This is a genomic window from Geobacillus thermopakistaniensis (assembly GCF_000498995.1).
In the GTDB taxonomy this organism is placed as follows: Bacteria; Bacillota; Bacilli; order Bacillales; family Anoxybacillaceae; genus Geobacillus; species Geobacillus thermoleovorans.
Genome location: NZ_AYSF01000089.1, coordinates 1 through 22,267, shown reverse-complemented (window position 1 = coordinate 22,267; position 22,267 = coordinate 1). Strand labels below are relative to the sequence as shown.

The 22,267-nt window shown below is 51.1% G+C and carries 26 protein-coding genes and 1 rRNA gene; 1 reads left to right on the top strand and 26 read right to left on the bottom strand.

Features of this window, described 5'->3' with window-relative positions; translation table 11 throughout:
• Positions 1-5: 5 nt before the first annotated feature.
• The 17 genes from fin to metG form a co-directional block, all read right to left on the bottom strand.
• The gene (gene fin / locus T260_RS123720) at positions 6-236 is read right to left on the bottom strand and encodes an anti-sigma-F factor Fin (protein WP_011229562.1); all 231 of its coding nucleotides are present in this window, start codon (positions 234-236) and stop codon (positions 6-8) included.
• A 111-nt stretch (positions 237-347) separates the two neighbouring features.
• Positions 348-908, bottom strand: a complete 561-nt coding sequence (gene pth, locus T260_RS123725; protein ID WP_021322636.1) for an aminoacyl-tRNA hydrolase — start codon at positions 906-908, stop codon at positions 348-350.
• A gap of 60 nt (positions 909-968) precedes the next feature.
• Positions 969-1,601 (bottom strand): 50S ribosomal protein L25/general stress protein Ctc, encoded by a 633-nt coding sequence (locus T260_RS123730; RefSeq protein ID WP_012820446.1) that lies wholly within the window; start codon positions 1,599-1,601, stop codon positions 969-971.
• Between the two features lie 77 nt (positions 1,602-1,678).
• Positions 1,679-2,626 (bottom strand): ribose-phosphate diphosphokinase, encoded by a 948-nt coding sequence (locus T260_RS123735; RefSeq protein ID WP_012820445.1) that lies wholly within the window; start codon positions 2,624-2,626, stop codon positions 1,679-1,681.
• Between the two features lie 12 nt (positions 2,627-2,638).
• Positions 2,639-4,015: a bifunctional UDP-N-acetylglucosamine diphosphorylase/glucosamine-1-phosphate N-acetyltransferase GlmU gene (gene glmU, locus T260_RS123740; RefSeq protein ID WP_023634490.1), complete on the bottom strand. Its 1,377-nt coding sequence runs from the start codon at positions 4,013-4,015 to the stop codon at positions 2,639-2,641.
• A gap of 132 nt (positions 4,016-4,147) precedes the next feature.
• Positions 4,148-4,438, bottom strand: coding sequence for a septation regulator SpoVG (gene spoVG / locus T260_RS123745; protein ID WP_003247437.1), 291 nt, complete (start codon positions 4,436-4,438; stop codon positions 4,148-4,150).
• 125 nt (positions 4,439-4,563) lie between these two features.
• Positions 4,564-4,938, bottom strand: coding sequence for a RidA family protein (locus tag T260_RS123750; protein ID WP_011229557.1), 375 nt, complete (start codon positions 4,936-4,938; stop codon positions 4,564-4,566).
• Positions 4,939-4,980: 42 nt separating this feature from the next.
• Positions 4,981-5,802 carry a pur operon repressor gene (purR, locus tag T260_RS123755; RefSeq protein ID WP_014194574.1) on the bottom strand — a complete coding sequence of 274 codons (822 nt, stop codon included), beginning with the start codon at positions 5,800-5,802 and terminating at the stop codon, positions 4,981-4,983.
• 55 nt (positions 5,803-5,857) lie between these two features.
• Positions 5,858-6,730, bottom strand: a complete 873-nt coding sequence (gene ispE, locus T260_RS123760) for a 4-(cytidine 5'-diphospho)-2-C-methyl-D-erythritol kinase (protein ID WP_023634489.1) — start codon at positions 6,728-6,730, stop codon at positions 5,858-5,860.
• Positions 6,731-6,949: 219 nt separating this feature from the next.
• Complete coding sequence (locus T260_RS123765) at positions 6,950-7,129, bottom strand: small, acid-soluble spore protein, alpha/beta type (RefSeq protein WP_013143961.1); 180 nt, start codon at positions 7,127-7,129, stop codon at positions 6,950-6,952.
• Positions 7,130-7,379: 250 nt separating this feature from the next.
• Complete coding sequence (gene veg, locus T260_RS123770) at positions 7,380-7,637, bottom strand: biofilm formation stimulator Veg (RefSeq protein WP_011229553.1); 258 nt, start codon at positions 7,635-7,637, stop codon at positions 7,380-7,382.
• A 182-nt stretch (positions 7,638-7,819) separates the two neighbouring features.
• The gene (gene yabG, locus T260_RS123775; protein ID WP_014194570.1) at positions 7,820-8,719 is read right to left on the bottom strand and encodes a sporulation peptidase YabG; all 900 of its coding nucleotides are present in this window, start codon (positions 8,717-8,719) and stop codon (positions 7,820-7,822) included.
• Between the two features lie 139 nt (positions 8,720-8,858).
• Positions 8,859-9,740 (bottom strand): 16S rRNA (adenine(1518)-N(6)/adenine(1519)-N(6))-dimethyltransferase RsmA, encoded by an 882-nt coding sequence (gene rsmA, locus T260_RS123780; protein ID WP_023634488.1) that lies wholly within the window; start codon positions 9,738-9,740, stop codon positions 8,859-8,861.
• A complete protein-coding gene (gene rnmV, locus T260_RS123785) occupies positions 9,733-10,296 on the bottom strand; it encodes a ribonuclease M5 (protein WP_014194568.1) in 564 nt (187 codons plus the stop codon). Before rnmV ends, rsmA begins: the two co-directional genes overlap by 8 nt.
• A gap of 257 nt (positions 10,297-10,553) precedes the next feature.
• A complete protein-coding gene (locus tag T260_RS123790) occupies positions 10,554-11,759 on the bottom strand; it encodes a G5 and 3D domain-containing protein (RefSeq protein ID WP_014194566.1) in 1,206 nt (401 codons plus the stop codon).
• A gap of 200 nt (positions 11,760-11,959) precedes the next feature.
• Positions 11,960-12,730, bottom strand: coding sequence for a TatD family hydrolase (locus T260_RS123795; protein ID WP_013143959.1), 771 nt, complete (start codon positions 12,728-12,730; stop codon positions 11,960-11,962).
• 136 nt (positions 12,731-12,866) lie between these two features.
• Positions 12,867-14,819 carry a methionine--tRNA ligase gene (gene metG / locus T260_RS123800; RefSeq protein WP_014194565.1) on the bottom strand — a complete coding sequence of 651 codons (1,953 nt, stop codon included), beginning with the start codon at positions 14,817-14,819 and terminating at the stop codon, positions 12,867-12,869.
• Between the two features lie 395 nt (positions 14,820-15,214).
• Between metG and abrB the strand changes: the two genes are divergently transcribed.
• The gene (abrB, locus tag T260_RS123805; RefSeq protein ID WP_011229546.1) at positions 15,215-15,514 is read left to right on the top strand and encodes a transition state genes transcriptional regulator AbrB; all 300 of its coding nucleotides are present in this window, start codon (positions 15,215-15,217) and stop codon (positions 15,512-15,514) included.
• A 16-nt stretch (positions 15,515-15,530) separates the two neighbouring features.
• On the opposite strand, the gene rsmI is transcribed toward abrB, so the two are convergent.
• The 9 genes from rsmI to rrf form a co-directional block, all read right to left on the bottom strand.
• On the bottom strand, positions 15,531-16,442 hold the full coding sequence (gene rsmI / locus T260_RS123810) for a 16S rRNA (cytidine(1402)-2'-O)-methyltransferase (RefSeq protein ID WP_014194563.1): 912 nt from the start codon (positions 16,440-16,442) through the stop codon (positions 15,531-15,533).
• Positions 16,443-16,457: 15 nt separating this feature from the next.
• Positions 16,458-17,207: a tRNA1(Val) (adenine(37)-N6)-methyltransferase gene (locus T260_RS123815; RefSeq protein ID WP_014194562.1), complete on the bottom strand. Its 750-nt coding sequence runs from the start codon at positions 17,205-17,207 to the stop codon at positions 16,458-16,460.
• A 60-nt stretch (positions 17,208-17,267) separates the two neighbouring features.
• The gene (yabA, locus tag T260_RS123820) at positions 17,268-17,630 is read right to left on the bottom strand and encodes a DNA replication initiation control protein YabA (RefSeq protein WP_011229543.1); all 363 of its coding nucleotides are present in this window, start codon (positions 17,628-17,630) and stop codon (positions 17,268-17,270) included.
• A 15-nt stretch (positions 17,631-17,645) separates the two neighbouring features.
• On the bottom strand, positions 17,646-18,473 hold the full coding sequence (locus T260_RS123825; protein ID WP_012820432.1) for a PSP1 domain-containing protein: 828 nt from the start codon (positions 18,471-18,473) through the stop codon (positions 17,646-17,648).
• A 14-nt stretch (positions 18,474-18,487) separates the two neighbouring features.
• Positions 18,488-19,480 carry a DNA polymerase III subunit delta' gene (gene holB / locus T260_RS123830; RefSeq protein ID WP_021322628.1) on the bottom strand — a complete coding sequence of 331 codons (993 nt, stop codon included), beginning with the start codon at positions 19,478-19,480 and terminating at the stop codon, positions 18,488-18,490.
• Between the two features lie 79 nt (positions 19,481-19,559).
• Positions 19,560-20,192 (bottom strand): dTMP kinase, encoded by a 633-nt coding sequence (gene tmk, locus T260_RS123835; protein WP_014194560.1) that lies wholly within the window; start codon positions 20,190-20,192, stop codon positions 19,560-19,562.
• Between the two features lie 26 nt (positions 20,193-20,218).
• Positions 20,219-21,652 (bottom strand): aminotransferase class I/II-fold pyridoxal phosphate-dependent enzyme, encoded by a 1,434-nt coding sequence (locus tag T260_RS123840; RefSeq protein WP_025039043.1) that lies wholly within the window; start codon positions 21,650-21,652, stop codon positions 20,219-20,221.
• A gap of 170 nt (positions 21,653-21,822) precedes the next feature.
• Positions 21,823-22,029, bottom strand: coding sequence for a sigma factor G inhibitor Gin (locus T260_RS123845; RefSeq protein ID WP_011229538.1), 207 nt, complete (start codon positions 22,027-22,029; stop codon positions 21,823-21,825).
• 152 nt (positions 22,030-22,181) lie between these two features.
• Positions 22,182-22,267: ribosomal RNA gene (gene rrf / locus T260_RS1000000138350) — 5S ribosomal RNA — on the bottom strand; the annotation flags it as partial.

The following is a 22,267-nucleotide window of genomic DNA, read 5'->3' as shown; positions in this document are numbered from 1 at the left end:
CGCCCTTAATGGATGAATTTTTCGTATTGATGCCATTCTGGGTTTCGCGCCAGCGCCTCTTGACAGTCTTCGCAAATCGTTTTCACATGAATGTCACCGTTCGGTTCATACGAAATCATCTCGAGCCGTTCCTCTTCCGTTAAGTGGTGGAATCCCAGTTTCTCGCTGTATATCGGCATTTGCTCAATCGTTCCGACTTTTGCACCGCAATGGCGGCAATAGTAATGTAGCGCCATTCAAGCCAACCTCCTCACTGGGCACCGGGCTGTTCCGCCCACAAGGCAGGCGAAGCCGACGCTTCGGCCGCCTCCCGTACTCACATTGTGCACCAGTTCAGAGGAAAATATTCACTCGTTAAAATCATTCATCACTTGAATAAATGGCGCCTTCACCGCCTGTTCACACGCATCGGCAGCCCGCAGCACCGCTTTGTCCACCGCCGGTTTCTCCTCTTCCGTAAAGCGGCTGAGCACGTAATCCGCAACCGGTTGCCCGTTCGTTGGCCGACCGATGCCAATGCGAATGCGCTTAAACTGCTCGGTGCCAAGGTGGTGAATGAGCGATTTGACGCCATTATGGCCGCCGGAGCTTCCTTTCAGACGAAGGCGGATTTTTCCCGGCGGGAGATCGAGGTCATCGTAAATGACGATGACATCATCGATGGCAATGTCGTAGTAATCCATAAGTGGGCGAACACATTCCCCTGATAAATTCATATATGTCAACGGTTTGCATAATGCCACTTTTTCGCCAGAAACGGACGCCGTTCCGAACAAGCCGCGAAATTTAGCGGTTTTTAACGATACATTCCAGCGCTTCGCCAGTTCGTCGATGACGAAAAAGCCGACATTGTGCCTTGTTTGCTCATACTCCTTGCCCGGATTGCCGAGCCCGACAAACAGCTTCAATCCTCGCGCTCCTCTCTTTGCATGATACTACAAAAGACGTAACCGAAACGGTTACGTCTGTCACTCTTCTGGCGTCGTTTCTCTTCCTTCCGCAGCGTCAGGCTGCCCTGCCTCTTGCTGTTCGCCGCTATCGATTTCTTCCTCTTGTTGCGGCGGCAAGATCGTGGCGATCACTTCGGAAGGTTCATGATTGATTTCAAATTTGCCGTCCGTTTGCACGTCGCCAACGGTGACGGTATCACCGACTTGCAGTCCGGAAATGTCCACTTCGATCACTGGAGGAATGTTCGCCGGCAGGACGCGGATGGACAGCTCATGCAAGTTTTGCTGCAACACGCCGCCATCCTTCACGCCAGGCGCCTCGCCTACTAAGCGAACTTCAACGTCAATATCAACTTCTGTCGATAGATCAACCGCTTGAAAATCGGCGTGAAGCAACTCGCCACGCAACGGATCGCGCTGCATCTCGCGCAGCAACACCGAGTAGTCCTCGCCGCCGACTTTCAGCGTCAGCAAGCTTGTGCGTCCGCCTTCACGAAGCACTTTTTCCAGTTCAGCGGCGCTGACGAAAATCATTTTGTTTTCGACTTTTTTGCCGTACAAAATCGCTGGAATGCCGCCTTGCGAACGAATACGCCGCAATGTCGAACGTTTTTTGTCTGTGCGTTCTTTCGCTTCCAACACAATCGCCATGTTTCTTCACCTTCCTGAATTAGAATCTATTGACTACTTTATCCTAAAACAAGAAGGGCTAAACATGTTTTCTTGCGTTAGTCGAACAGGACGCTGACAGACTTCATTTCATACACGCGCGTAATCGCTTCAGCAATAAGCGGAGCCACCGACAGCTCTACAATTTTATCAATTTTTTTCTCTTCTGGCAAGGCAATTGAATTGGTGACGACCAGTTCCTTAATTTTGGAACTTTGAATGCGCTCGATCGCTGGACCAGACAGCACCGGATGGGTGCAGCACGCGTACACTTCCTTCGCTCCGCTTTCCGCTAGAGCGTTGGCCGCGAGTGTAATCGTGCCGGCCGTATCGATAATGTCATCAATCAAAATGGCCGTTTTCCCCGCCACTTGCCCGACAATGTTCATCACTTCCGCCACGTTCGGCTTCGGCCGGCGCTTATCGATAATGGCAATCGGCGCTTTCAAGCGGTCGGCGAGCTTGCGCGCCCTTGTGACACCCCCATGGTCCGGAGAGACGACGACAATATCTTCCAATTGTTTGCTTTTGAAATAATCCGCCAAAATGGGCACACCCATCAAATGATCGATTGGAATATCGAAAAATCCTTGAATTTGGGGGGCATGCAAATCAAGCGTGATGACGCGCGACGCTCCGGCCGTCTCGAGCAAGTTGGCGACCAGCTTCGCTGTAATCGGTTCGCGCGAACGCGCTTTCCGGTCTTGACGGGCATAGCCGTAATACGGCATCACGATATTGATCGTGCGGGCCGAGGCGCGCTTTAACGCGTCGATCATGATAAGCAACTCCATCAAATGCTCATTGACCGGCACGCTCGTCGATTGAATGACGAACACATCGTCGCCGCGGATGCTTTCTTCAATGTTGATTTGAATTTCCCCGTCGCTGAAACGGGAAACGGAACATTTGCCGAGCTCGATTCCCATGACTTCTGCAATTTCCTTCGCCAACTTCATGTTCGAGTTCAGAGCGAACAATTTTAATTGATGCTGACAGTCAGACATGATAGACCTCCGCTAAGATTTTTTCTTGCCTGGCAGGCGATCGACATAATTTTCTTTATTGACTTGCCGGGCGCGGGCAATGGCGAGCGCGCGACCGGGGACGTCATTCGTGATCGTCGATCCGGCGGCGACGTAAGCGCCTTGTCCTACCGTAACCGGTGCAATCAAATTGACATTGCAACCGATAAACGCCCCATTTTCGATTTTGGTCATATGCTTATTCACGCCGTCGTAGTTGACCGTAATCGACCCGCAGCCAAGATTGACATCGGCGCCGACTTCAGCATCGCCGATATAACTCAAATGCGGCGCCTTGCTTCCTTTGCCGAACGTCGATTTTTTCACCTCGACGAAATTGCCGATCCGCACCTCATCGTCGATTTTTGACAGCGGTCGAATATGGGCGAACGGGCCGATCGTCACATCCGAACCAATCTCGCTGTCATGGGCGACCGAATGGCGAATCGATGTGCGATGGCCGATATAGCAATTTTTAATTTCCGAATTTGGTCCAATGACGCAGTCTTCACCGATCACCGTCTCGCCTTCAATCACCGTGCCGGGGTAAATGACCGTGTCGCGTCCGATCATCGCCTCGGCGGAAATATAAGTGGAAGCCGGATCGATGATCGTGACCCCGTTTTTCATATGCTGACGGCAAATTCGAGCACGCATGATCCGCTCCGCTTCGGCGAGGGCGATGCGGTCGTTTACGCCGATCGTTTCCTCAAACGACGGCGCCTGATAGGCGGATACAACGCCGCCGTCGGCTTTGATAATTTCAATCACATCCGTTAAATAATATTCACCTTGAGCGTTGTGGTTGGTCACTTTTGTAAGCGCTTGAAACAATGTCTGGTTGTCAAAGCAATAGATTCCCGTGTTAATCTCGCGAATGTTCCGCTCTTGCTCGCTCGCATCCTTATGTTCGACAATTTTCTCGACATGGCCAGCCTGGTTGCGGACAATGCGGCCATATCCGGACGGATCATCAGCGATGGCCGTCAATACGGTCGCCTTCGCCTTGGCGGCCATATGATGCTCGACGAGCGTCTCCATCGTCTCAGCGGTGATGAGCGGCGTATCCCCACAGACGACAATCGTCACTCCTTCAAGGCCGCGCAAATGCGGAGCCGCCTGCATTACTGCATGCGCCGTCCCGAGTTGCTCCTCCTGCAGGGCATATTCACACTGAGAGCCGAGCTGTTCTTTCACTTGTTCCGCCCCAAATCCCACTACCGCAATCGTTTTTTCCACCCCAAGCTTCGACACTTGGTCGATGACGTGCTGAACCATTGGCTTGCCGCAAACGGGATGAAGCACTTTATACCACTTTGATTTCATCCTCGTCCCTTGTCCGGCCGCCAAAATGACCGCATATCGCTTCATGTGAAAGGCCTCCAATTACCCTTTTATCCATAATTGAATATATATGAATCAGTGGCACTTTTCAAGGAAACAATGCGGTTGCCAAAAAAATAGAGAGCTTGGTGAATTTCACCTAAGCTCCCTTTCATATGTTTACGAAGCGCCAGCTTCTTCAAGTTCTTCTTCCAACTTCCCGAGGCGGTGATATTCAGCGAGGATCGCCTCCTGGATTTTCCCGCGCGTGGCGGAATTGATCGGATGAGCGATATCACGGAACTCCCCATCTGGTGTGCGCTTGCTCGGCATCGCGACGAACAGCCCATTGTTTCCGTCGATGACGCGGATGTCATGGACGACGAACTCGTTGTCCAACGTAATGGAGGCGATCGCTTTCATCCGTCCTTCGGTATTGACGCGGCGTAATCTTACGTCTGTCACTTCCATTTTGCTCACCACCTTTTCCCCTATATGAGACTCGATGTAATTAATTCCACGTGCTCGAGTCATTTCCTTCTTTTTTCGAAAAATTTTTTATAAATTTTTATGTAGGGAAAAAGTGGGGCTAATCATTACGGAACGAGGGCAACGACTTCAATTTCGACAAGGACATCTTTCGGCAGCCGGGCTACTTCCACGCACGAGCGCGCCGGCTTATGGTTCGGGAAGTATTGGCTGTACACTTCATTCATGGCCGCGAAATCATCCATATTTTTCAGAAATACGGTCGTTTTCACCACCGTATCGAGCGAAGCGCCGGCCGCTTCCAATACGGCCTTCAAGTTTTGGAACACTTGATGCGTCTGCGCTTGAATGTCGCCTTTCACCAATTCCCCTTCTGGAGTGAGCGGGATTTGCCCCGAGCTGTAAAACATGTTGTTGACGATGATCCCTTGCGAATATGGGCCGATCGCTTGCGGCGCCTTCGTTGTCTCTACCTTTCTCATGAGCCAGTCTCCTTTCTTGATTTTTATGTCAAGCAGCGAGTGCTATAAAAACGCTTTGTAATTGCCTTCTTTGACAGCGATCCGCTTTTCTTTTACGTCGACCTCGGACAGTTTGACGAGTGAAATGTATTCGTCGACCAACCGTTCTTTCGCCTCCTCCGACTCGACGAGCACGCCAATGCCGGAGACATTGCCGTTAAACTCCTGCAGCAAACTGATCATGCCGTTGATTGTACCCCCCGCCTTCATAAAATCGTCGACGATGAGCACATTGGCTCCTTCCGCTAAGCTGCGCTTCGATAGGACCATCGTTTGGATGCGTTTGGACGAGCCGGATACGTAATTGATGCTCACCATCGGTCCTTCTGTCACTTTATTGTCATGGCGGACGATGACAACGGGCACATACAAAAAGTTGGCGATGGCATACGCGAACGGAATCCCATTGGTGGCGATCGTCATGACGACATCCACCGGACGGTCGGCAAACATCGACGCATAAAGGCGGCCGATTTTGTTCATAATACGGGGATCGCCAAGAATGTCGGTCATATACAAATATCCGCCGGGAAGAAGCCGATCCGGACGCGACAGTTGTTCACACAAATACGCAACCACTTCTTCCGCTTCCTCAGCAGCCATTTTTGGAATGTATTGCACGCCACCGGCAGCGCCGGGCAGCGTCCGAACGGTTCCGATTCCTTGCTGCTCGAACGTCTGCTTAATGATGGCCAAATCTTCGCTGATCGACGATTTGGCCGATTCGTACCGCTCGGCAAAAAATGTAAGCGGAATGAGCTGATGTGGCCGTTCAAGAAGATAATGCGTCATATCAACTAAACGGCCGCTTCGCCTTAGCTTCATAGCCGACCTCCTGAAACCGAATATTATAAATATATTTTAACAAAAATGTACGTGTTTAATCAAGAGAATGTCGTTCTCCTAACATTCTCACCGCAAACACTTGGTCACAAAAGCCGCGCAACCCATTGTATACCCGCTGCATTCTCGAATCGTGCTCGATCAGTCCAAACACGGTCGGCCCGCTGCCGCTCATCAGCACCGCATCAGCGCCAAACCGCTTCATTTGTTCTTTAATATGCGCGACTTCCGGATATTTTTTCAACGTCACTTCCTCAAGAACATTGCCGACCAACCGGCAGATCGCCGCATAATCTTGCCGCTCGATCGCTCTCACCATCGCATCGACGTCTGGATGGCTGACACGCTCAAGTTCCAAGTTTCGGTACACTTCCGCCGTCGATACACCGATCGGGGGCTTGGCCAGCACAACCCAGCACGGCGGCGGTGAAGGGATCGGAGTGATGATTTCCCCGCGTCCCGTCGCCAAGGCGGTTCCGCCGTAGACGCAAAAAGCGACATCTGATCCGATTTTCGCCCCGAGCTCTGCCAGTTCATCCATCGTTAATCCAAGTTGCCAAAGCTTGTTCAACCCACGCAGCGTCGCCGCCGCATCGCTGCTTCCTCCCGCCAATCCGGCGGCCACCGGAATATGCTTCGTAATCGAAATGGCCACCCCTTGGCGGATCGAAAACGTCTCTTTAAGAAGCTTAGCCGCCTGATACGCCAAGTTGCGGCAATCATCCGGCACAAAGCGGTTTTGCGAAACGATGCGGATCGCATCTTCCTCCGGCAACGCGACAAGCTCAATGCGATCGGCCAAATCGATCGTCGTCATCACCATTTTCACTTCATGGTAACCATCCGGGCGCTTATAAAGAACGTCGAGTGACAAATTGATTTTCGCCGGCGCTTTTATCGACAACCTCACTCATCCTCACCTGCTTCCACGCGCAATCATGAATAAGCGGATCGGCATCCATCGGCTGCTTTCCGTCTCCGCCGTCTTTGCCCCGTCTCATCCGCCTTTCTTTCGTCAACCCATTTTATCATATTACCATGTTCTGGCGACGACGCCAAACAATATATGTATGCAAAAAAGGGCGCCCCGTTCGGGACACCCTCGCCGCAACACGCCCCGCTGCCGGCGCTATTCCGTTGTTCCGGCCAGCTGCCGCTCCGCCCGTTCAATCGCCAATCTGACCATGTTTCCTGCGTCTTTCGCGCGGATGGCGCCCCACCCCTCACGTTGCACGACATCGTAAAAGCCCAACTCTTTCGCCAGCTCTTCTTTCAAGCGTTGCGACATAATCCCGCGGCGTCGACCCAATGTCAGCAACCCCTTTCCATGTTCATTGGCGCTATGGCATGAAACGTTTGGCAACCCGCCGGCGCATCAACAAGCCGGCTTTGCATTTGGCCGGGCAAAAGGCGGCTGCGGCAGTTTTAGTATGAAATAAAGAGGGCGGTTTTATCATAGTTCCGAAAGAAAACTCCCGCTTCAAACAAAACGAAGTGGGAGTAGTTCACGTCACCTATTTATGACAAAACAAAAAACAAAAAGCAGCAAACAAATCTGTCTACTGCCCCCCTGCTTGCTCATCATCCCAAAACGTCAACTTTACTGTCTCTGTCAATACGTCGGCGTAGCTGAACGATACGCGTTCAAACGAATTCTCTTTTTGATCCAGCTCAATGACAAATACGGATGGATATGTTTCCGCCAAAATACCACAACGCTCAATCATTTTTCTGCGTCCGCCGTTGGCCCGCAGCGTCAACCGTTTCCCGATATTGGAATCCAGCGTTTTTTTAATATCGGATAAAGTCTTTGGCATTCATCATCCACCTCACTATTTGTAATTATAACAAAGATGATATCTAAAGTCAAAAAATAAAAATTATATCAGGGCATTTTTATTTCTGTCAATGTATATTTTTCTACAATATCCTTCTTTTTATGTGTGATGTGGAACTTTTTTGTAAAAAAATGTGACGGACGTATAGAAAAAACCGCCCATCAACTGCGGCGGTTTTCCTCTCGATTCTCAATGAGGCGAAACGGCATCCCGGTGCGGAGCACGCCTTTCGTTTCCACCCCACCAAGCCCCTTTTCCCCAGTTAACGTGTTGCGCAACACATCCCATACGTCGACCGTTTCGGTGAACGGGGTGAAGCTGAGGCGCGAAACGATATAGACGGGGTCCAGAGCATGAATGTTCACCCGCGCTGGTGAACTAGCAAAATTCGCCCCAGCGCGGATGAGCGACTCAAAGTGCGACTGGCAGGCGCCGGCGAAAATGATCAGTTGGTCCAAATGGGGCACTTTTTTGCGCGCCTCTTTCACCGTTTGCACAAAATGGCGCGAATGGCGGTACGCTTTTAACTCATGCACCTTTCCTTTTGACTTCGAATACGAATCATGCCCGGTGATGACTAAAATATCAGGGCGAAACTGCTCGATCCAGTAGCCAACTTTTTCCGGCATTTCGCTTTCCTCGCAGTAAATGCCGTGCACCGGCACGCCGATCCGCTCATACAAATCCATACATTTGCGCAAATATAACGGGTCGCCATCCAAATGAAGAACGCGCCCCGGAATTTGAAAAAAATCTTTCTCCACCCGGTATCCGCCGGTCGCCCGATATTCGACTTTTTGCTTGATCGCCTGATAATCTTGGCGAAAAAGCCGATACGATTGTTCGATCAGCTCGATTTCCCGCTTTTTCCGTTCCTGTTGCTCCTGCTCATCGATGACGACTAAATCGCTGCACGGAGCGTCCGCGACGAGGCGCACGTCTTCACCATACAAAATCGCTTCCCACTCGCCGTTTTTTTCTTTAATATCAATCACTCGGAACAATAAATCACATTGGTAAGACTTGCGGGCGACAATATCGCCGATTTTAATGACGTCCATCACCGCTCACTCCATTGCATAATCGTTGTCATCCATACGATATGCACGTGCGGACAATAGGTGATAGACGCCTGTTTGGACGGCTTTGGTTGACGAAAAGACCGCTGCCCCCTAGAGGAGCGCTTTCTTTACGACTCCTTCATTTGCCGAAAAGCGGTGCCAACGCGTTGCTTAATGAAGCAAACTCAGCGATGTCAAGCGTCTCTCCGCGGCGGCGCGGGTCAATGCCCAAAGCAACGAGCACTCGTTCAATTTTCTCTTTGTTCTCTTTTCCTCCCGGCAAATTGTTTGTTAAGTTGTTGAACAGCGTTTTGCGGCGCTGGGCGAAGCTTGCCCGCACCACTTGGAAAAACACGCCCTCATCGTCGACAACAACAGGCGGATGCTGCCGCTTTACGAGCCGGATGACAGCAGAATCAACGTTCGGCTGCGGCATAAAGACGGTGCGCGGCACCGTCATGACGACTTCCGCTTCGGTATAATACTGCACAGCGATCGTCAGCGAGCCGTAATCTTTTGTCCCTGGCTTAGCGGCAAGACGGTCGGCGACTTCTTTTTGCAGCATGACGACCATGCCTCGGATCGGCAACCGCTCGGTAAGCAGCTTCATAATGATCGGTGTCGTCACATAATAAGGTAAGTTGGCGACGACCATCCGGTCGCTTACATCAGCCAGTTCCTCGGCGATGACGGCATGCAAGTCGACCTTTAATACATCTTGGTGAAAGATGCGCACATTGTCATAAGGAGACAGCGTGTCGGCCAAAATGGGCAACAGTCGGCCGTCGATTTCGAAAGCAACGACTTTTTTCGCCCGTCGCGCCAATTGTTCCGTCAACGCTCCGATGCCCGGTCCGATTTCAATCGCTCCTGTATCAGGGGAGATGTCGGCAACATCCACGATTTTCCGCAAAATGTTCGCATCGATCAAAAAGTTTTGCCCAAGGCTCTTTTTAAACGAAAAGCCATATCGCTCCAAAATTTCTTTCGTCCGCCGCGGTGTTGCAATATCTTTATACATCGTCTGCCTCCTCCTGCATCACGTGCGCTAACGCGGCATAAAAAGCATCACGGGAAATGCGGAACACTTGCAGCCGCTTATGAAACTGCCGACCGTTCGCATAGCCGATTTTCAGCTCCTCGCCGAGACGCTGCCGCCGCCGGCGCGCCATCGCACCGCCGATCAACCCAGCCTCGATCAGTTCAGCAAACGTAATTTCTTCCTTCCAATCCGACGCCTCTTCATACACGTTGGCGAGCGCCCGACGGATTTCGTCAGGGGACGCGTGCTCAACCCCGATGCCCTTGCCGTTTTTCGCTTTGGCTGCCTCGCGCGGCAAAAAGGCATGCTTGCACCCCGGCACCTGTTCGGCAATCGTGCGGCGAATTTTTTCGCCGGGAAAATCGGGATCGGTAAAAATGATCACGCCGCGGCGCTCTTTCGCCAGCTTGATCCGCTCAATGACATCCGCGCCCACTGCTGCTCCGTTTGTCTCGATTGTATCGGCATCGACGGCGCGCCGGATCGCCGCCGTATCATCTTTTCCTTCCACAACGATCACTTCTTTGATCTTCATCCTCCCATTGCAGAAACAACGGAATCGTCTCTTTTTCCTATTTCTGCAATGCCTCCTTTCCGGTAAAATCAAAAGTAAGGCGAATCATCGCCGAAAGCCGCTTCATTCCCTTATTATTTTTTGAATTTCGCTGAAACTTTTTTTCCGTTTGCATCGTCTAATTTAGTAGAAACGGCGCGCATTGTCGCGGCACAATGCCATTATAGCGAAAAAAAGCAGAGGGAAAAAACCCTCCGCTTCGTTCTCCCATCGCATCTCTATGGCAATACCCGTATTTTCACGCGCTTTCTGCCCCAACGAAACGCATCCGATCGTTCCGGGAAAAACACATCAATTTTATATCCGCGGATGCCTGAGCCGGTGTCAGCGGCAATGGCATATCCGTATCCTTCCACATACACTTTCGACCCAAGGGGGATGATGGACGGGTCGACCGCAATCACTTTAGCGGAAGGATTTTTGCGCAAGTTGATGCCCGTGCTTGTTATGCCTGAACAGCCTGCACAATAGGCAGTGTAGGCGGTGGCGGTGACGTAAAATTCCTTCGCGGCATGGTCCGAGCCGCGCGAGGACGGGCGGTCGGGCGCGGCAGCTGAGCGCACAGTTTTCGTGCCGATGGCGACAATGCGCGCCTTGCTTTCTTTTAGCGTTTTCGCAGCGATTAGTTTGCGCGCCGTTTCTTTGCCGTTTTCCAATGTCACCTCATACGTTTTTTGAACCATCCCTTTTTCTCCAGGCTGAATGACGCGCCGCTCTCCTTTCGGCAATGAGTCGTCCCGTTTTGTCACCACGGCAAAGTCGACGGGTTCTTCCACTACATCGGTGACTTTTTTTACTCGGACCACACAAATGGTCATCTGTTCTTTGACCATTTCGTGCAAGGAGGGCTCTATCCGATCGAGTTGACCTAGCTGAATCCCTTGCTGCTTCAAAAAGTCAGCGACCGTAGTCGAAGTTGTCCATACCTGCTGTTGTTTACCGCCGACATTGACGTGGACTGGAAACGCCTTTTCAACGCCGATGTCCATGCCTTTTTGAATTTTCGCCGAAAGCGCCGGCGCCACTTTGTCATACGGCCCGACTGCCACGTGCTGCGAACGGAGCAGCTCCGCGACTGTATCGGCTGTCGTCCATATCTTTTTCTTTTTTCCATTGACCGTCAGCGTCACTTCTTTGCTCGCTTCCCAAACGATATGGAGATCGTCGGTGATCGGTGAGTGGAGAGACGGATAAACATAATCTTCTTTGCGCGGTTGAATGTTTTGCTCCGCAAGCAGCTCTTTCACCGTTTTCGCATGAGTGCGAATTTCTTGTTTGTTTCCGTTTTTGATCAGCGTCACATCGTCTTTGGCCATCTCATATCCAGCAACCCCTGTCGTCGCGGAGATGGCGAGAAACCCGCCCGCTGTGACGGTCACGTTTTTCCTCCATAAGTCCAGCCATTTCCTCCCATTCGGCAACATCAGATGAACGCCTCCTTTTTCTACGGAATTCCCCTCTCCCTTTAACATGTACGCACGAGCATACTCTATTATGCAGAAAATTCAGTGAAAAAGGAAGGAAGACTTGTCGACACGCGGTTGGCTCATATCGGCTGAATTTGTAGAATTTTATCGTCTTCGCCGCACCTTCGACAAGCTTCCCCGCTGTTCGACGCCTAATTTTAGCGGTCGATGGCGAACAATTTTTTGGCATTTTCCGCCGTTGTTTCCGCTACTTCGGCAAAAGAAATGTTTTTGATCTGTGCGATCGCTTCGGCAACGTATTTGACATAGCTCGGCTCGTTTCGTTTGCCGCGGAAAGGGTGAGGCGTTAAATATGGACAATCGGTTTCGATCAATAAATGGCTCAGTGGAATCTCCTTCGCCACTTCCTTCGGTTTTTTCGCATTTTTAAACGTGACCGGTCCGCCAAGGGAAATGAGAAAATTCATGTCCATGCACTGTTTGGCCACCTCGACGCTGCCGCTGAAACAATGCATAATCCCGCCGACTTCGGCGGCGTTTTCCTCTTGCAAAATTTTTAAAATATCTGCCGTCGCCTCACGGTTATGAATAATGATCGGCAACTTCACCTTTTTAGCCAGCCGGATTTGCTGCCGGAACACCTCTTGTTGCACGTCTTTCGGCGATTTATCCCAATGGTAGTCAAGCCCCATCTCGCCGAGCGCCACGACTTTCGGGTGAGCGGCGAGCTGTTCAATCATCTGCAAATCATCGTCCGTCATCTCGATCGCATCAACCGGATGCCAGCCAACCGCCGCATAAATAAACGGATACCGCTCGGCCAGCTCGATCGCCCGATCGATCGTCGGACGGTCAAACCCGACGACGACAATGTGTGAAACCCCTTCATCGCGGGCGCGTTCAATGACTTGTTCCAAATCTTCTTCGTATTGGACTGCATTCAAATGTGCGTGCGTATCAAACAGCATACTAATGCCCTCTTTTCCACCTTGATGTTAAGTGTAGCATAGAAATTGGTTACATACGTCACATTTCGTTAACATTTCCATTACAAAATAGCGACAAGGAGGTGTCAAGCGCAACACCCCCCTGCCAAGCAAACCGTTATTTGATTTTCGTTCCATTCGGCACGTGTTGATCAACCGTCGCCAGCGAAAATTCCCCGCCGCTGCCTCCGGCTAGAATCATGCCTTCCGACCATTCGCCGCGAAGCTTGGCTGGTTTTAAATTGGCGACGCAAATGACTTTTTTGCCGACTAGTTCTTCTGGTTTGTAAAACTCAGCAATGCCGGAGATCACTTGCCGCTTCTCGCCGCCAAGGTCAAGCTGAAGCTTCAACAGCTTATCGGCGTTTTTTATCCGTTCGGCATGGATGACTTCAGCGACGCGCAAATCGATTTTGGCGAACTCGTCAATCGAAATTTCCGCCGCCTCCGCTGCTTTTTTTTCCTCTTTTACCGGTTCGGCGGCCGGTTTGCCCCCTTGCATATGCGCCTTAATGTACTCCACTTCCGCTTCGATGTCGAGGCGCGGGAAGAGCGGTTCTCCCTTTTGCACTTTTGTCCCTTCCGGAATGAGGCCGAAATCGTACAAGCTGTCCCATTCTTTTAATGAATGATCAGTGATGCCGAGCTGAGCGAACATGCGCTCCGGCGTGCGCGTCAAAAACGGCTGGAGCAGCACCGCCGTATGGCGAAGCGATTCAGCCAAGTGGGTCATGACGGCGGCAAGCTCATCCCGTTTCTGTTCGTCTTTCGCCAATACCCATGGCTGCGTTTCATCGATGTATTTGTTCGTCCGGCTAATCAACTGCCAAACAGCGGCGAGCGCGACGGAAAACTCCATTCCCTCCATCGCTTCTTCATATTGACGCACCACTTCGCGCGCCGTTTGCGCCAACTCTTGGTCAAACGGTGTTTTCGGCCCGCGGTATGGCGGAATAACGCCGTCGAAATATTTCTCGATCATCGCCACAGTACGGTGCAACAAGTTGCCTAAGTCGTTGGCCAAGTCATAGTTGATGCGCTCAATAAATCCTTCCGGCGTAAACACGCCATCAGCGCCGAACGGCACTTCCCGCAGCAAATAATAGCGGAGCGCATCAAGCCCATACCGGTCGATGAGCGTCACCGGGTCGACGACATTTCCTTTCGATTTGGACATTTTTCCATCCTTCATCAGCAACCAGCCATGGCCGAATACTTTTTTCGGCAACGGCAAGCCGAGCGCCATCAACATAATCGGCCAATAAATCGTATGGAAACGGACGATTTCTTTGCCGACCAAATGGACGTCCGCCGGCCAATATTTGCGGAACTTTTCATCGTTGTCCGTGCCGTAGCCGAGCGCTGTGATATAGTTGGCAAGCGCGTCGATCCAGACATAGATGACATGCTTCGGATTGCCTGGCACTTTAATGCCCCAATCGAACGTCGTCCGGGACACAGCCAAATCCTCAAGCCCCGGCTTAATGAAGTTGTTGATCATCTCATTTTTCCGCGATTCCGGTTGGATAAAATCGGGATTTTCTTCGTAATATTGCAACAAGCGGTCGACATATTTGCTCATCCGGAAGAAATAGGACTCTTCTTTCACTTTCTCAACAGGCCGGCCGCAGTCCGGACAGTTGCCGTCCACAAGCTGCCGCTCAGTGTAAAACGATTCGCACGGCGTACAATACCAGCCTTCATATTCGCCCAAATAAATATCGCCTTGTTCGACAAGACGGGTAAAAATTTGTTCGACGACTTTTTTATGCCGCTCCTGCGTTGTGCGAATAAAATCGTCGTAGGAAATGTCGAGCTTCTTCCATAGCTCCTGAATGCCAGCGACGATCTCATCGACGTATTGCTGCGGCGTTACTCCTTTTTCTTCCGCCTTGCGCTGAATTTTTTGCCCATGCTCATCGGTGCCGGTCAAATACATGACATCGTAGCCGCGCATCCGTTTATAGCGAGCCATGGCGTCCCCCGCCACCGTTGTGTAAGCATGACCGATATGCAGGCGGTCGCTCGGGTAATAAATCGGCGTCGTCAAATAAAACGTTTTTTTCTCCATCGGTTAGGCCCTCCCTCGTACTGTTGAGCACAAAAGCCCCCGTCCGGCGACGAGAGCGGCGTTACTTCTATTTTACATAATTTTTTCATTCTACAAAAACATCTATTTCTCGTGGGCTGAAAAAATATACCCAAACCGGCAAAAATACGGCCGCGTTTTCAGCCATCGCTGCGAATTTGTTATACAAGGATAGAGTTTAGATGGGCAAATTCATTCGTTTTCTCCTTTCTTTCTAAACAAACTTTTTTTGAAATAACAATATACATTTTTTTTAAATTTTACATATTAAAGGATTGACGCTTAATGGAAACACTGATATGATTAGGTTGTAGGAAATTTGTCGAATATTGACGAATAAACGACAAAAAACTTTTTTGCGGAGAGGAGAATCGACGATGAAATCGACAGGGATCGTGCGTAAAGTCGATGAGTTAGGCCGCGTCGTCATTCCAATTGAGCTGCGACGTACGTTGGATATTAACGAAAAAGATGCGTTGGAAATTTATGTTGACGATGACCGCATCATTTTGAAAAAGTATAAGCCGAACATGACGTGTGTCGTCACCGGCGAAGTGTCGGACGACAACTTCAAACTGGCCGGCGGCAAAATCATTTTAAGCCGCGAAGGCGCAGAAATTTTGTTGCAGGAGATCCAACAGCATCTAGAAGCAGCAACAGACAAAGAAAAAGAATAAAAAAGTTTCTCTGGCTTCAGAGAAACTCTTTTTTTTCTTCTTCTTGCTGTTGATGATACTGCCGATAAACGTCGCGTTTCGACATATTTCGATCACTGGCCGCCTGTTTCACCGCCTCCTTGACGGAAAGGCTGTGCTCGCGAATATAATAATCGACATGTTCGACAAGCGAAAGCGGCTGCCACCATTCCTCTCCCTCTTGCTCTTGTTTATTCCCGTCTCGCGCCCCTTCGACAATGAGGCAAAATTCACCGCGGGTGTCATGTTCTTCCGCCCAGGCGACCGCATCGCTTAAATCGCCGCGGATGAACTCCTCAAACCGTTTCGTCAACTCGCGGCCAAGAGCGATGCGCCGATTGCCGAATATATCATACATAAGAGCGAGCGTTTCTTTCAAGCGGTGGGGCGCCTCATAAAAAATTAACGTCTCCGCCGCTGTTTTTAATGACAGCAGCTGCTCTTTTTTCTCTTTTTTCGCCCGTTCCAAAAAGCCGACAAACAAAAAGCGGTCCGTGGGCAGCCCGGAGGCGACAAGCGCTGTCAATGCCGCGTTCGCTCCAGGAAGAGGGACGACGCGGCAGCGCTCGGCAAGCGCCGCAACAATAAGCTCATAACCCGGATCGGAAATGCCGGGCATCCCGGCGTCGCTCACCAATGCCACCGTTTTTCCTTCCTTCAGCCATTCGACAAGCTGCCGGCCGCTCGCGTATTTATTATGCTCATGGTAGCTGACGAGCGGCGTATGAATGCCGAAATGGGCGAGCAGCTTTTTCGTCTGCCTTGTGTCCTCGGCGGCGATGACGTCAGCTTCCTGAAGCGTCCTAACCGCACGAAACGTCATATCCTCCAAATTGCCGATCGGCGTCGGCACGATGTACAGTGTCCCTTGCTCCGTTTGTTCGGTAAAACTTTTTTGCTGCCAAAGCATCCTTGTTCCGCCCCTTTAAGATGAAATAATGCCATATAAGATCCGCTTCGTCTCCTCAGTATATTCGTTATTCTCATTATACACGACAAGCGGAGGCAACACTTTTAAGTCCGGGCTTGCGTCTTTTGTCCCTTCAATTAAAATCATGTTCGCCTCTTTGCCCTCTTTCGGGTACACAAAGCGGAGCCGTTTCGGCTCAAGACGGTATTGGCGCATGAGCGTCACAAGATCAAGCAGCCGCCCGGGCCGGTGGACGAACGCCGCCTTCCCTCCTTGCTTCAACAGCTGGCTGCTGACTCGAATCACATCCTCTAGGGTGCAATAAATTTCATGGCGGGCGATGGCGATATGTTCATTTTTGCTCAGTTCGTCTTTGCCGACTGCCGGAAAATACGGGGGGTTGCACGTGACGACATCGTACCGGCTGTAACCGATCCGTTGCGGCGCTTCTTTAATGTCGCCGTGTATGATCTCGATTTGTCCTTCAAGCCCGTTGTATTGCACGCTTCGCCTCGCCATGTCGCAAAGCCGTTCTTGAATTTCGATGCCGATGATCGTCCCTTTTGTTCGCCGGCTCAACAAGAGGGGAATCACCCCGTTGCCCGTGCACAAATCAACAATCTGCCCCTTTTGAATCGGCATATAGGCAAAATGAGCAAGGAGCACGGCATCAAGGGAAAACGAAAATACAGATGGACTTTGAATGATGCGGAGCTCTTCGTTAAACAAATAATCGAGCCGTTCATCCTCGTACAATTCCACCATGACGCACGATCCTCCATTGAAAAAAATAACCTTTCCGAAACGGAAAGGGTGGCGCTGCCTTTAGTTTTTGTTCAAAAACGACAAGCAAAACAAACAATCGCCCTCGGTGCGAATGCTTCCGTAATGGATGTGACAAATATGAAACCCTTCTTGGTAAAGGCGGGCTAAATTGTCATACCCTTCGCCAATGTCGATGAGTTTTTTGCCATGTTTGTCCCCTTTTCGTTTGCCTTCTTCCCATGCTTCTGACAATTGTTCAAGCCGACGGCGCAAATGAGCATTTTCGATTTGCAGCTGGTGATTCTCTTCTAACAGCTCCGTTACGCGCTGTTTCAGCTGCACCAGCTCGCGGTAAAAATAACTAAGTTGCTCTTCCATATTGGCCACTGATCGAAACACTTCTTTTTTATCTACTTTTTCCACTGGCCCCACCCCAAATTAATCCGCGACGCGAATGGACAACGTCCCGTTTTTCATCAGCTCATCGAGTGTATATTCGACGACCCGTCCGAATTCTGGAAGCTCGATTTGCAACACCCGCTCTAAAATGTTCAAGCCGACGACTTTGCCGAAGCCGTGCGGTGTTTCGACATATTCCCCTAAATCCGGGAGTTGTTCTTTCGCCGTCTCATACTCTTCGTTTTCATATTTCAGGCAACACATCAGCCGGCCGCACAGCCCGGAAATTTTCGTTGGATTGAGCGACAAGTTTTGATCTTTCGCCATTTTGATCGACACCGGTTCAAAATCGCCTAAAAACGTCGAACAGCAAAGCATGCGGCCGCACGGCCCGATGCCGCCAAGCATTTTCGCCTCATCGCGCACCCCGATTTGCCGCAGCTCGATGCGCGTGCGGAAAATCGACGCTAAGTCTTTCACAAGCTCGCGGAAATCGACGCGCCCATCGGCAGTGAAATAAAAGATCACTTTATTGCGGTCAAACGTATATTCCACATCGACGAGCTTCATTTCCAGCCCGTGCTCCTCCACTTTGCGCAAGCAAATGTCATACGCCTCGCGCGCCGCCTTTTTGTTTTCTTCTACAATCCATTTATCTTTCTCATTCGCCACGCGGATCACTTTTTTGAGCGGCAGCACGATGTCGTTTTCGTCGACTTGTTTATTGGCGATGACGACTTTTCCGTACTCAATGCCTCGGACCGTCTCGACAATGACGAATTCGCCGACGGGAATAACGGCATCGCCAGGGTCAAAATAATAAATTTTCCCTGCTTTTTTAAAACGGACGCCGACTACCGTATACAACGGCTCTCCCTCCTTTACCGCTTTAATTGAAGAACGAGCTGCTCAACAAGCAACGCTGTGCTCATATTTGTTGTATTTAAACGCGTTTTCGCTTGTAAAATTGCTTCCATGCCAGCCAAAATCCGCCGCTGCGGGCAAGCAAGCGCCCATCGTTGCAGGCGGTCCAGCTGATCGCGGTATAACACGCCGTCCATCTGCCCGGCTTGAATATGCAATAAATCGCGGTATAAATATAAAAGCAAATCAAGTCCAAGGTCAAGCTGATGGTTTTCCAAAAAATGCGGAAACAAGCGGTCGTGGATGAAAAACAAAAGCTGCAGCTCCGGCTTGCCCAGCATCTCATACCATTGTAGCACTAATGTTCGCGCCTCGGCAAACCAACTATCTTGGGCAAGCGCCAGTGCTTCCTCGAAGCTGTTTGTCAAATGGGCAGCCAACAGCGCCAACGGCAACGGCACGTGCTCCTCGACAAGTCCCTGAGCGAGCTCTGCCGGCGGCAACGGCCGGAACGAAAGCACTTGACAGCGGGAAACGATCGTCCCTAGCAGGCGGTGGTATTGCTCAGTCAGCAATACCGCCACCGTCCCCGGATGCGGCTCTTCCAAAAATTTCAGAAGGCTGTTGGCAGCGCTTGTCGTCATTTGATCGGCGTGCTCAACGATGTACATTTTTTTATCCGACTCGACCGCTGTTTTCGAGAACTCTTGCTGCAGCCATTCGATTTGTTCCTTTTTGATTGATCCTCCGTCTGGGCTGATCACCCGGACGTCAGGGTGGTTGCCGGAGTCGATGCGCCGGCAGTTGCGGCACTCCAGACACGGGGAAACTCCGATTGGGGACAGACAAAACAAACGTTTCGCCAACAACAAACTGGCCGCTTTTTTGCCCGTCCCCCGCTGCCCCTCAAACAAGTACGCATGAGAAATCCGCCCTTTTTCCAAGCCGCTTTGCAGCATTTTCGCCACCACCGGCTGGCGTTTCGCTAGCTGTTCCCATCGCATCGCCATCACTCTTCCTTGATTTCTTATTTCTATTCTATCATGTCCACTAGGAATCATCACGGTCGGATTCATGGAAATGGCGCTGTCATCTTCCTTTCAAACGGGAAAGCACCGCGGCCGTTGTTTCAGCGAATACATCATCAAGCGGGCGGTTCGCGTCGATGACGACAATGCGGTCGGCAAACCGTCTGGCGAGTTCCCGATACCCTTCTCGCACCTTCTCATGAAAAGACAACGTTTCAAGGTCAAGCCGATTCACTTCCCGGCTGCGGTTTCGTCGGATTCGTTCAAGCCCAATTTGCGGATCGATATCAAAATAAATCGTCAGCGACGGCATATACCCATCAATAGCGAACTCATTAATTTTCCATACTTCCTCAATGCCAAGCCCGCGGGCAAATCCCTGGTAGGCGAGGGAACTGTCAACAAACCGGTCGCAAAGGACGACGCACCCAGCCTCAAGCGCCGGCACGATTTTCTCAAGCAAATGTTGCCGGCGCGCCGCCGCATACAAAAGCGCCTCCGTCCGCCCGTCCATTTCCGTATAATCACGGTTTAAAATGATTGAGCGAATCGCCTCGGCAATGCGCACCCCGCCCGGTTCCCTCGTCGCCACGACGTCAATCCCCCGCTCACGCAACAACGACTCCAATTTGCTGATCATCGTCGTTTTGCCGGCTCCTTCCGGTCCTTCAAACGAAAAAAAGCATCCGTTCATCACTCGCGGCATCCTTTCCATCCTTCCTATTCGTATACAACCAGCTGACCATCTTTCAGCCGGCTTCCGCCTTGTATGTGCGCCCGCTGACAAAGAAGCTGGCGGATCTGTTCAATATGGCCGCGGCCGATCCGTTCTCCGACCCACACGAGCGGCACCCCAGGCGGATATGGAATGACCGTTTCCGCCGCTATATGTCCTTCAGCTTCCTCGAGCGCCACAGCTTTTGTCCGCAAATGGCGCAGTTCATTATACGGGACTAAAACCGATAGAAGCGGTCCGAGAAAAGGCGAAGCGTCACACACCGGCGCCTCGCCATCTGGCAAATCGCGCCACGCTCGTTTGATTTTCTCCGCTGCTTCCTGAAGCCGCCCGGTTACCGCCAGCGGGCAAACGAAAAGCACGTTCATTCGATCAGCAAGCTCGACAAACACCCCTTCGCGCTCAAGCCAACGTTGCAGTTCATACCCGGTCAAGGAACAGCGCGTCTGCACCGTTACTTTCAGCGGGTCGGTCTGTACGCCAAAATGGCGGGAACAAACGACTGCCACCCCGTCAATATCGGCCAAGGCTGCTTTAAACTTCTCAATTTCTGCCACGATCGCCGCCGCATCGCTTTTTGAAAGCTGGGCGACATAACTCCGCGCCAAATCGAGCGACGCCATAATCGGGTAAGACGGGCTGCTTGACTGAAACAACTGCAAAAAATATTTCAACCGCTCAAGATCAACCCGCTCGCTGTTTACATGCAAAAACGCTCCCATCGTCATCGCCGGCAACGTTTTATGCGCCGACTGCACGACAACATCGGCGCCATAGCGAAGCGCCGATGTCGGAAAAGGGGGGCCGACAACGAAATGGGCGCCATGCGCCTCATCAACCAGCACCGGAATGCCATGTTCATGAACTAGACGGACGATTTCTGTCAAATCGGCGGCCATTCCATAATAATTTGGGTTCGTCAATACAACCGCAGCAACATCATCATGAAGCGCCAACGCCTCTTTGACCGCTTTAGGACGAATGTGCGAAGCGACACACACATCACGATCAAACTCGGGAGCAAGTAGAACAGGAGTGGCTTCCATGAGTTGCAATGCATGCATCACCGATTTATGGCAATTGCGTTGTACAATCACTTTCTTCCTCTTTCCATCACACACGGCGGCGATCATTGCCAAATTCCCTGCCGTCGAACCGTTCACAAGGAAAAACGTCTCCCTAACGCCATACAGCTCCGCCGCCAGCGCCTGCGCCTCGGCAATCACCGACTCAGGATGATGCAAGTCATCCAAGCCGGAAATTTCCGTCGCATCCAACGCCAACAGCGGCGCAAACATATCTCTCCCTCGTTTCGAAAACAAAGCGCCGTATTTATGTCCCGGCACGTGAAACGAAACCGGGCGGCGCGCCCAATGGTGCACGAGAGCGTCATATAAAGGAGTTTTCGTTTGATCCATCATCATCCTCTTTCCTTGCTGTCTGTCCCAGAACGGCCATCATCCGGGCAGACTGCCGAAATGCATGGGATATGCAGGAGAAACATCAAACATATAGTATCACAAACGCCCGAAAAAACGCACGAGTCGCGTCAATCGCAAATAAAAACAGGCCCAAATGCAGGACCTGATTACGAGTGAATTTTCGATGTAAACATTTTGCGCAGCTGCCGCACATAAAACGAGTAGTTCGGGTCGTCCGTATTCGTTTGCACAATCGCCCGGTTGCAGTCCAAACAAAGAAAATGGCCAAAAAGGAAAATCCCTTCCTTTTTTTCCTGTTCACAAACGATGCATACATGTTCGCGTTGATTCCGGTCTGCTATTGATGTCCTCACGCTCTCCACCTCCCATCCTCTATGTTTCCCACATTGCTAACATTCTATACTAGTAGATGAAAGGAAGAGAGACATTGAGCGGGTCCTTATCGTTTTTTCCTCAAAAAACGAAAACAGCCAATTGCACCAATGCAACTGGCTGCTCGTTTATTGCCTAGCAGCGACCTACTCTTGCAGGGGCGCTGGCCCCAACTACCATCGGCGCTGGAGGGCTTAACTTCCGTGTTCGGGATGGGAA

Coding starts and splice junctions, on each gene's coding strand:
- fin (WP_011229562.1), bottom strand. CDS start 236: ATGGCGCTACATTACTATTGCCGCCATTGCGGTGCAAAAGTCGGAACG.
- T260_RS123730 (WP_012820446.1), bottom strand. CDS start 1,601: ATGGCGATTGTGTTGGAAGCGAAAGAACGCACAGACAAAAAACGTTCG.
- T260_RS123735 (WP_012820445.1), bottom strand. CDS start 2,626: ATGTCTGACTGTCAGCATCAATTAAAATTGTTCGCTCTGAACTCGAAC.
- glmU (WP_023634490.1), bottom strand. CDS start 4,015: ATGAAGCGATATGCGGTCATTTTGGCGGCCGGACAAGGGACGAGGATG.
- spoVG (WP_003247437.1), bottom strand. CDS start 4,438: ATGGAAGTGACAGACGTAAGATTACGCCGCGTCAATACCGAAGGACGG.
- T260_RS123750 (WP_011229557.1), bottom strand. CDS start 4,938: ATGAGAAAGGTAGAGACAACGAAGGCGCCGCAAGCGATCGGCCCATAT.
- purR (WP_014194574.1), bottom strand. CDS start 5,802: ATGAAGCTAAGGCGAAGCGGCCGTTTAGTTGATATGACGCATTATCTT.
- veg (WP_011229553.1), bottom strand. CDS start 7,637: ATGCCAAAGACTTTATCCGATATTAAAAAAACGCTGGATTCCAATATC.
- yabG (WP_014194570.1), bottom strand. CDS start 8,719: ATGGACGTCATTAAAATCGGCGATATTGTCGCCCGCAAGTCTTACCAA.
- rsmA (WP_023634488.1), bottom strand. CDS start 9,740: ATGTATAAAGATATTGCAACACCGCGGCGGACGAAAGAAATTTTGGAG.
- rnmV (WP_014194568.1), bottom strand. CDS start 10,296: ATGAAGATCAAAGAAGTGATCGTTGTGGAAGGAAAAGATGATACGGCG.
- T260_RS123790 (WP_014194566.1), bottom strand. CDS start 11,759: ATGTTGCCGAATGGGAGGAAATGGCTGGACTTATGGAGGAAAAACGTG.
- T260_RS123795 (WP_013143959.1), bottom strand. CDS start 12,730: ATGCTGTTTGATACGCACGCACATTTGAATGCAGTCCAATACGAAGAA.
- metG (WP_014194565.1), bottom strand. CDS start 14,819: ATGGAGAAAAAAACGTTTTATTTGACGACGCCGATTTATTACCCGAGC.
- abrB (WP_011229546.1), top strand. CDS start 15,215: ATGAAATCGACAGGGATCGTGCGTAAAGTCGATGAGTTAGGCCGCGTC.
- rsmI (WP_014194563.1), bottom strand. CDS start 16,442: ATGCTTTGGCAGCAAAAAAGTTTTACCGAACAAACGGAGCAAGGGACA.
- T260_RS123815 (WP_014194562.1), bottom strand. CDS start 17,207: ATGGTGGAATTGTACGAGGATGAACGGCTCGATTATTTGTTTAACGAA.
- holB (WP_021322628.1), bottom strand. CDS start 19,480: ATGGCGATGCGATGGGAACAGCTAGCGAAACGCCAGCCGGTGGTGGCG.
- tmk (WP_014194560.1), bottom strand. CDS start 20,192: ATGAACGGATGCTTTTTTTCGTTTGAAGGACCGGAAGGAGCCGGCAAA.
- T260_RS123840 (WP_025039043.1), bottom strand. CDS start 21,652: ATGGATCAAACGAAAACTCCTTTATATGACGCTCTCGTGCACCATTGG.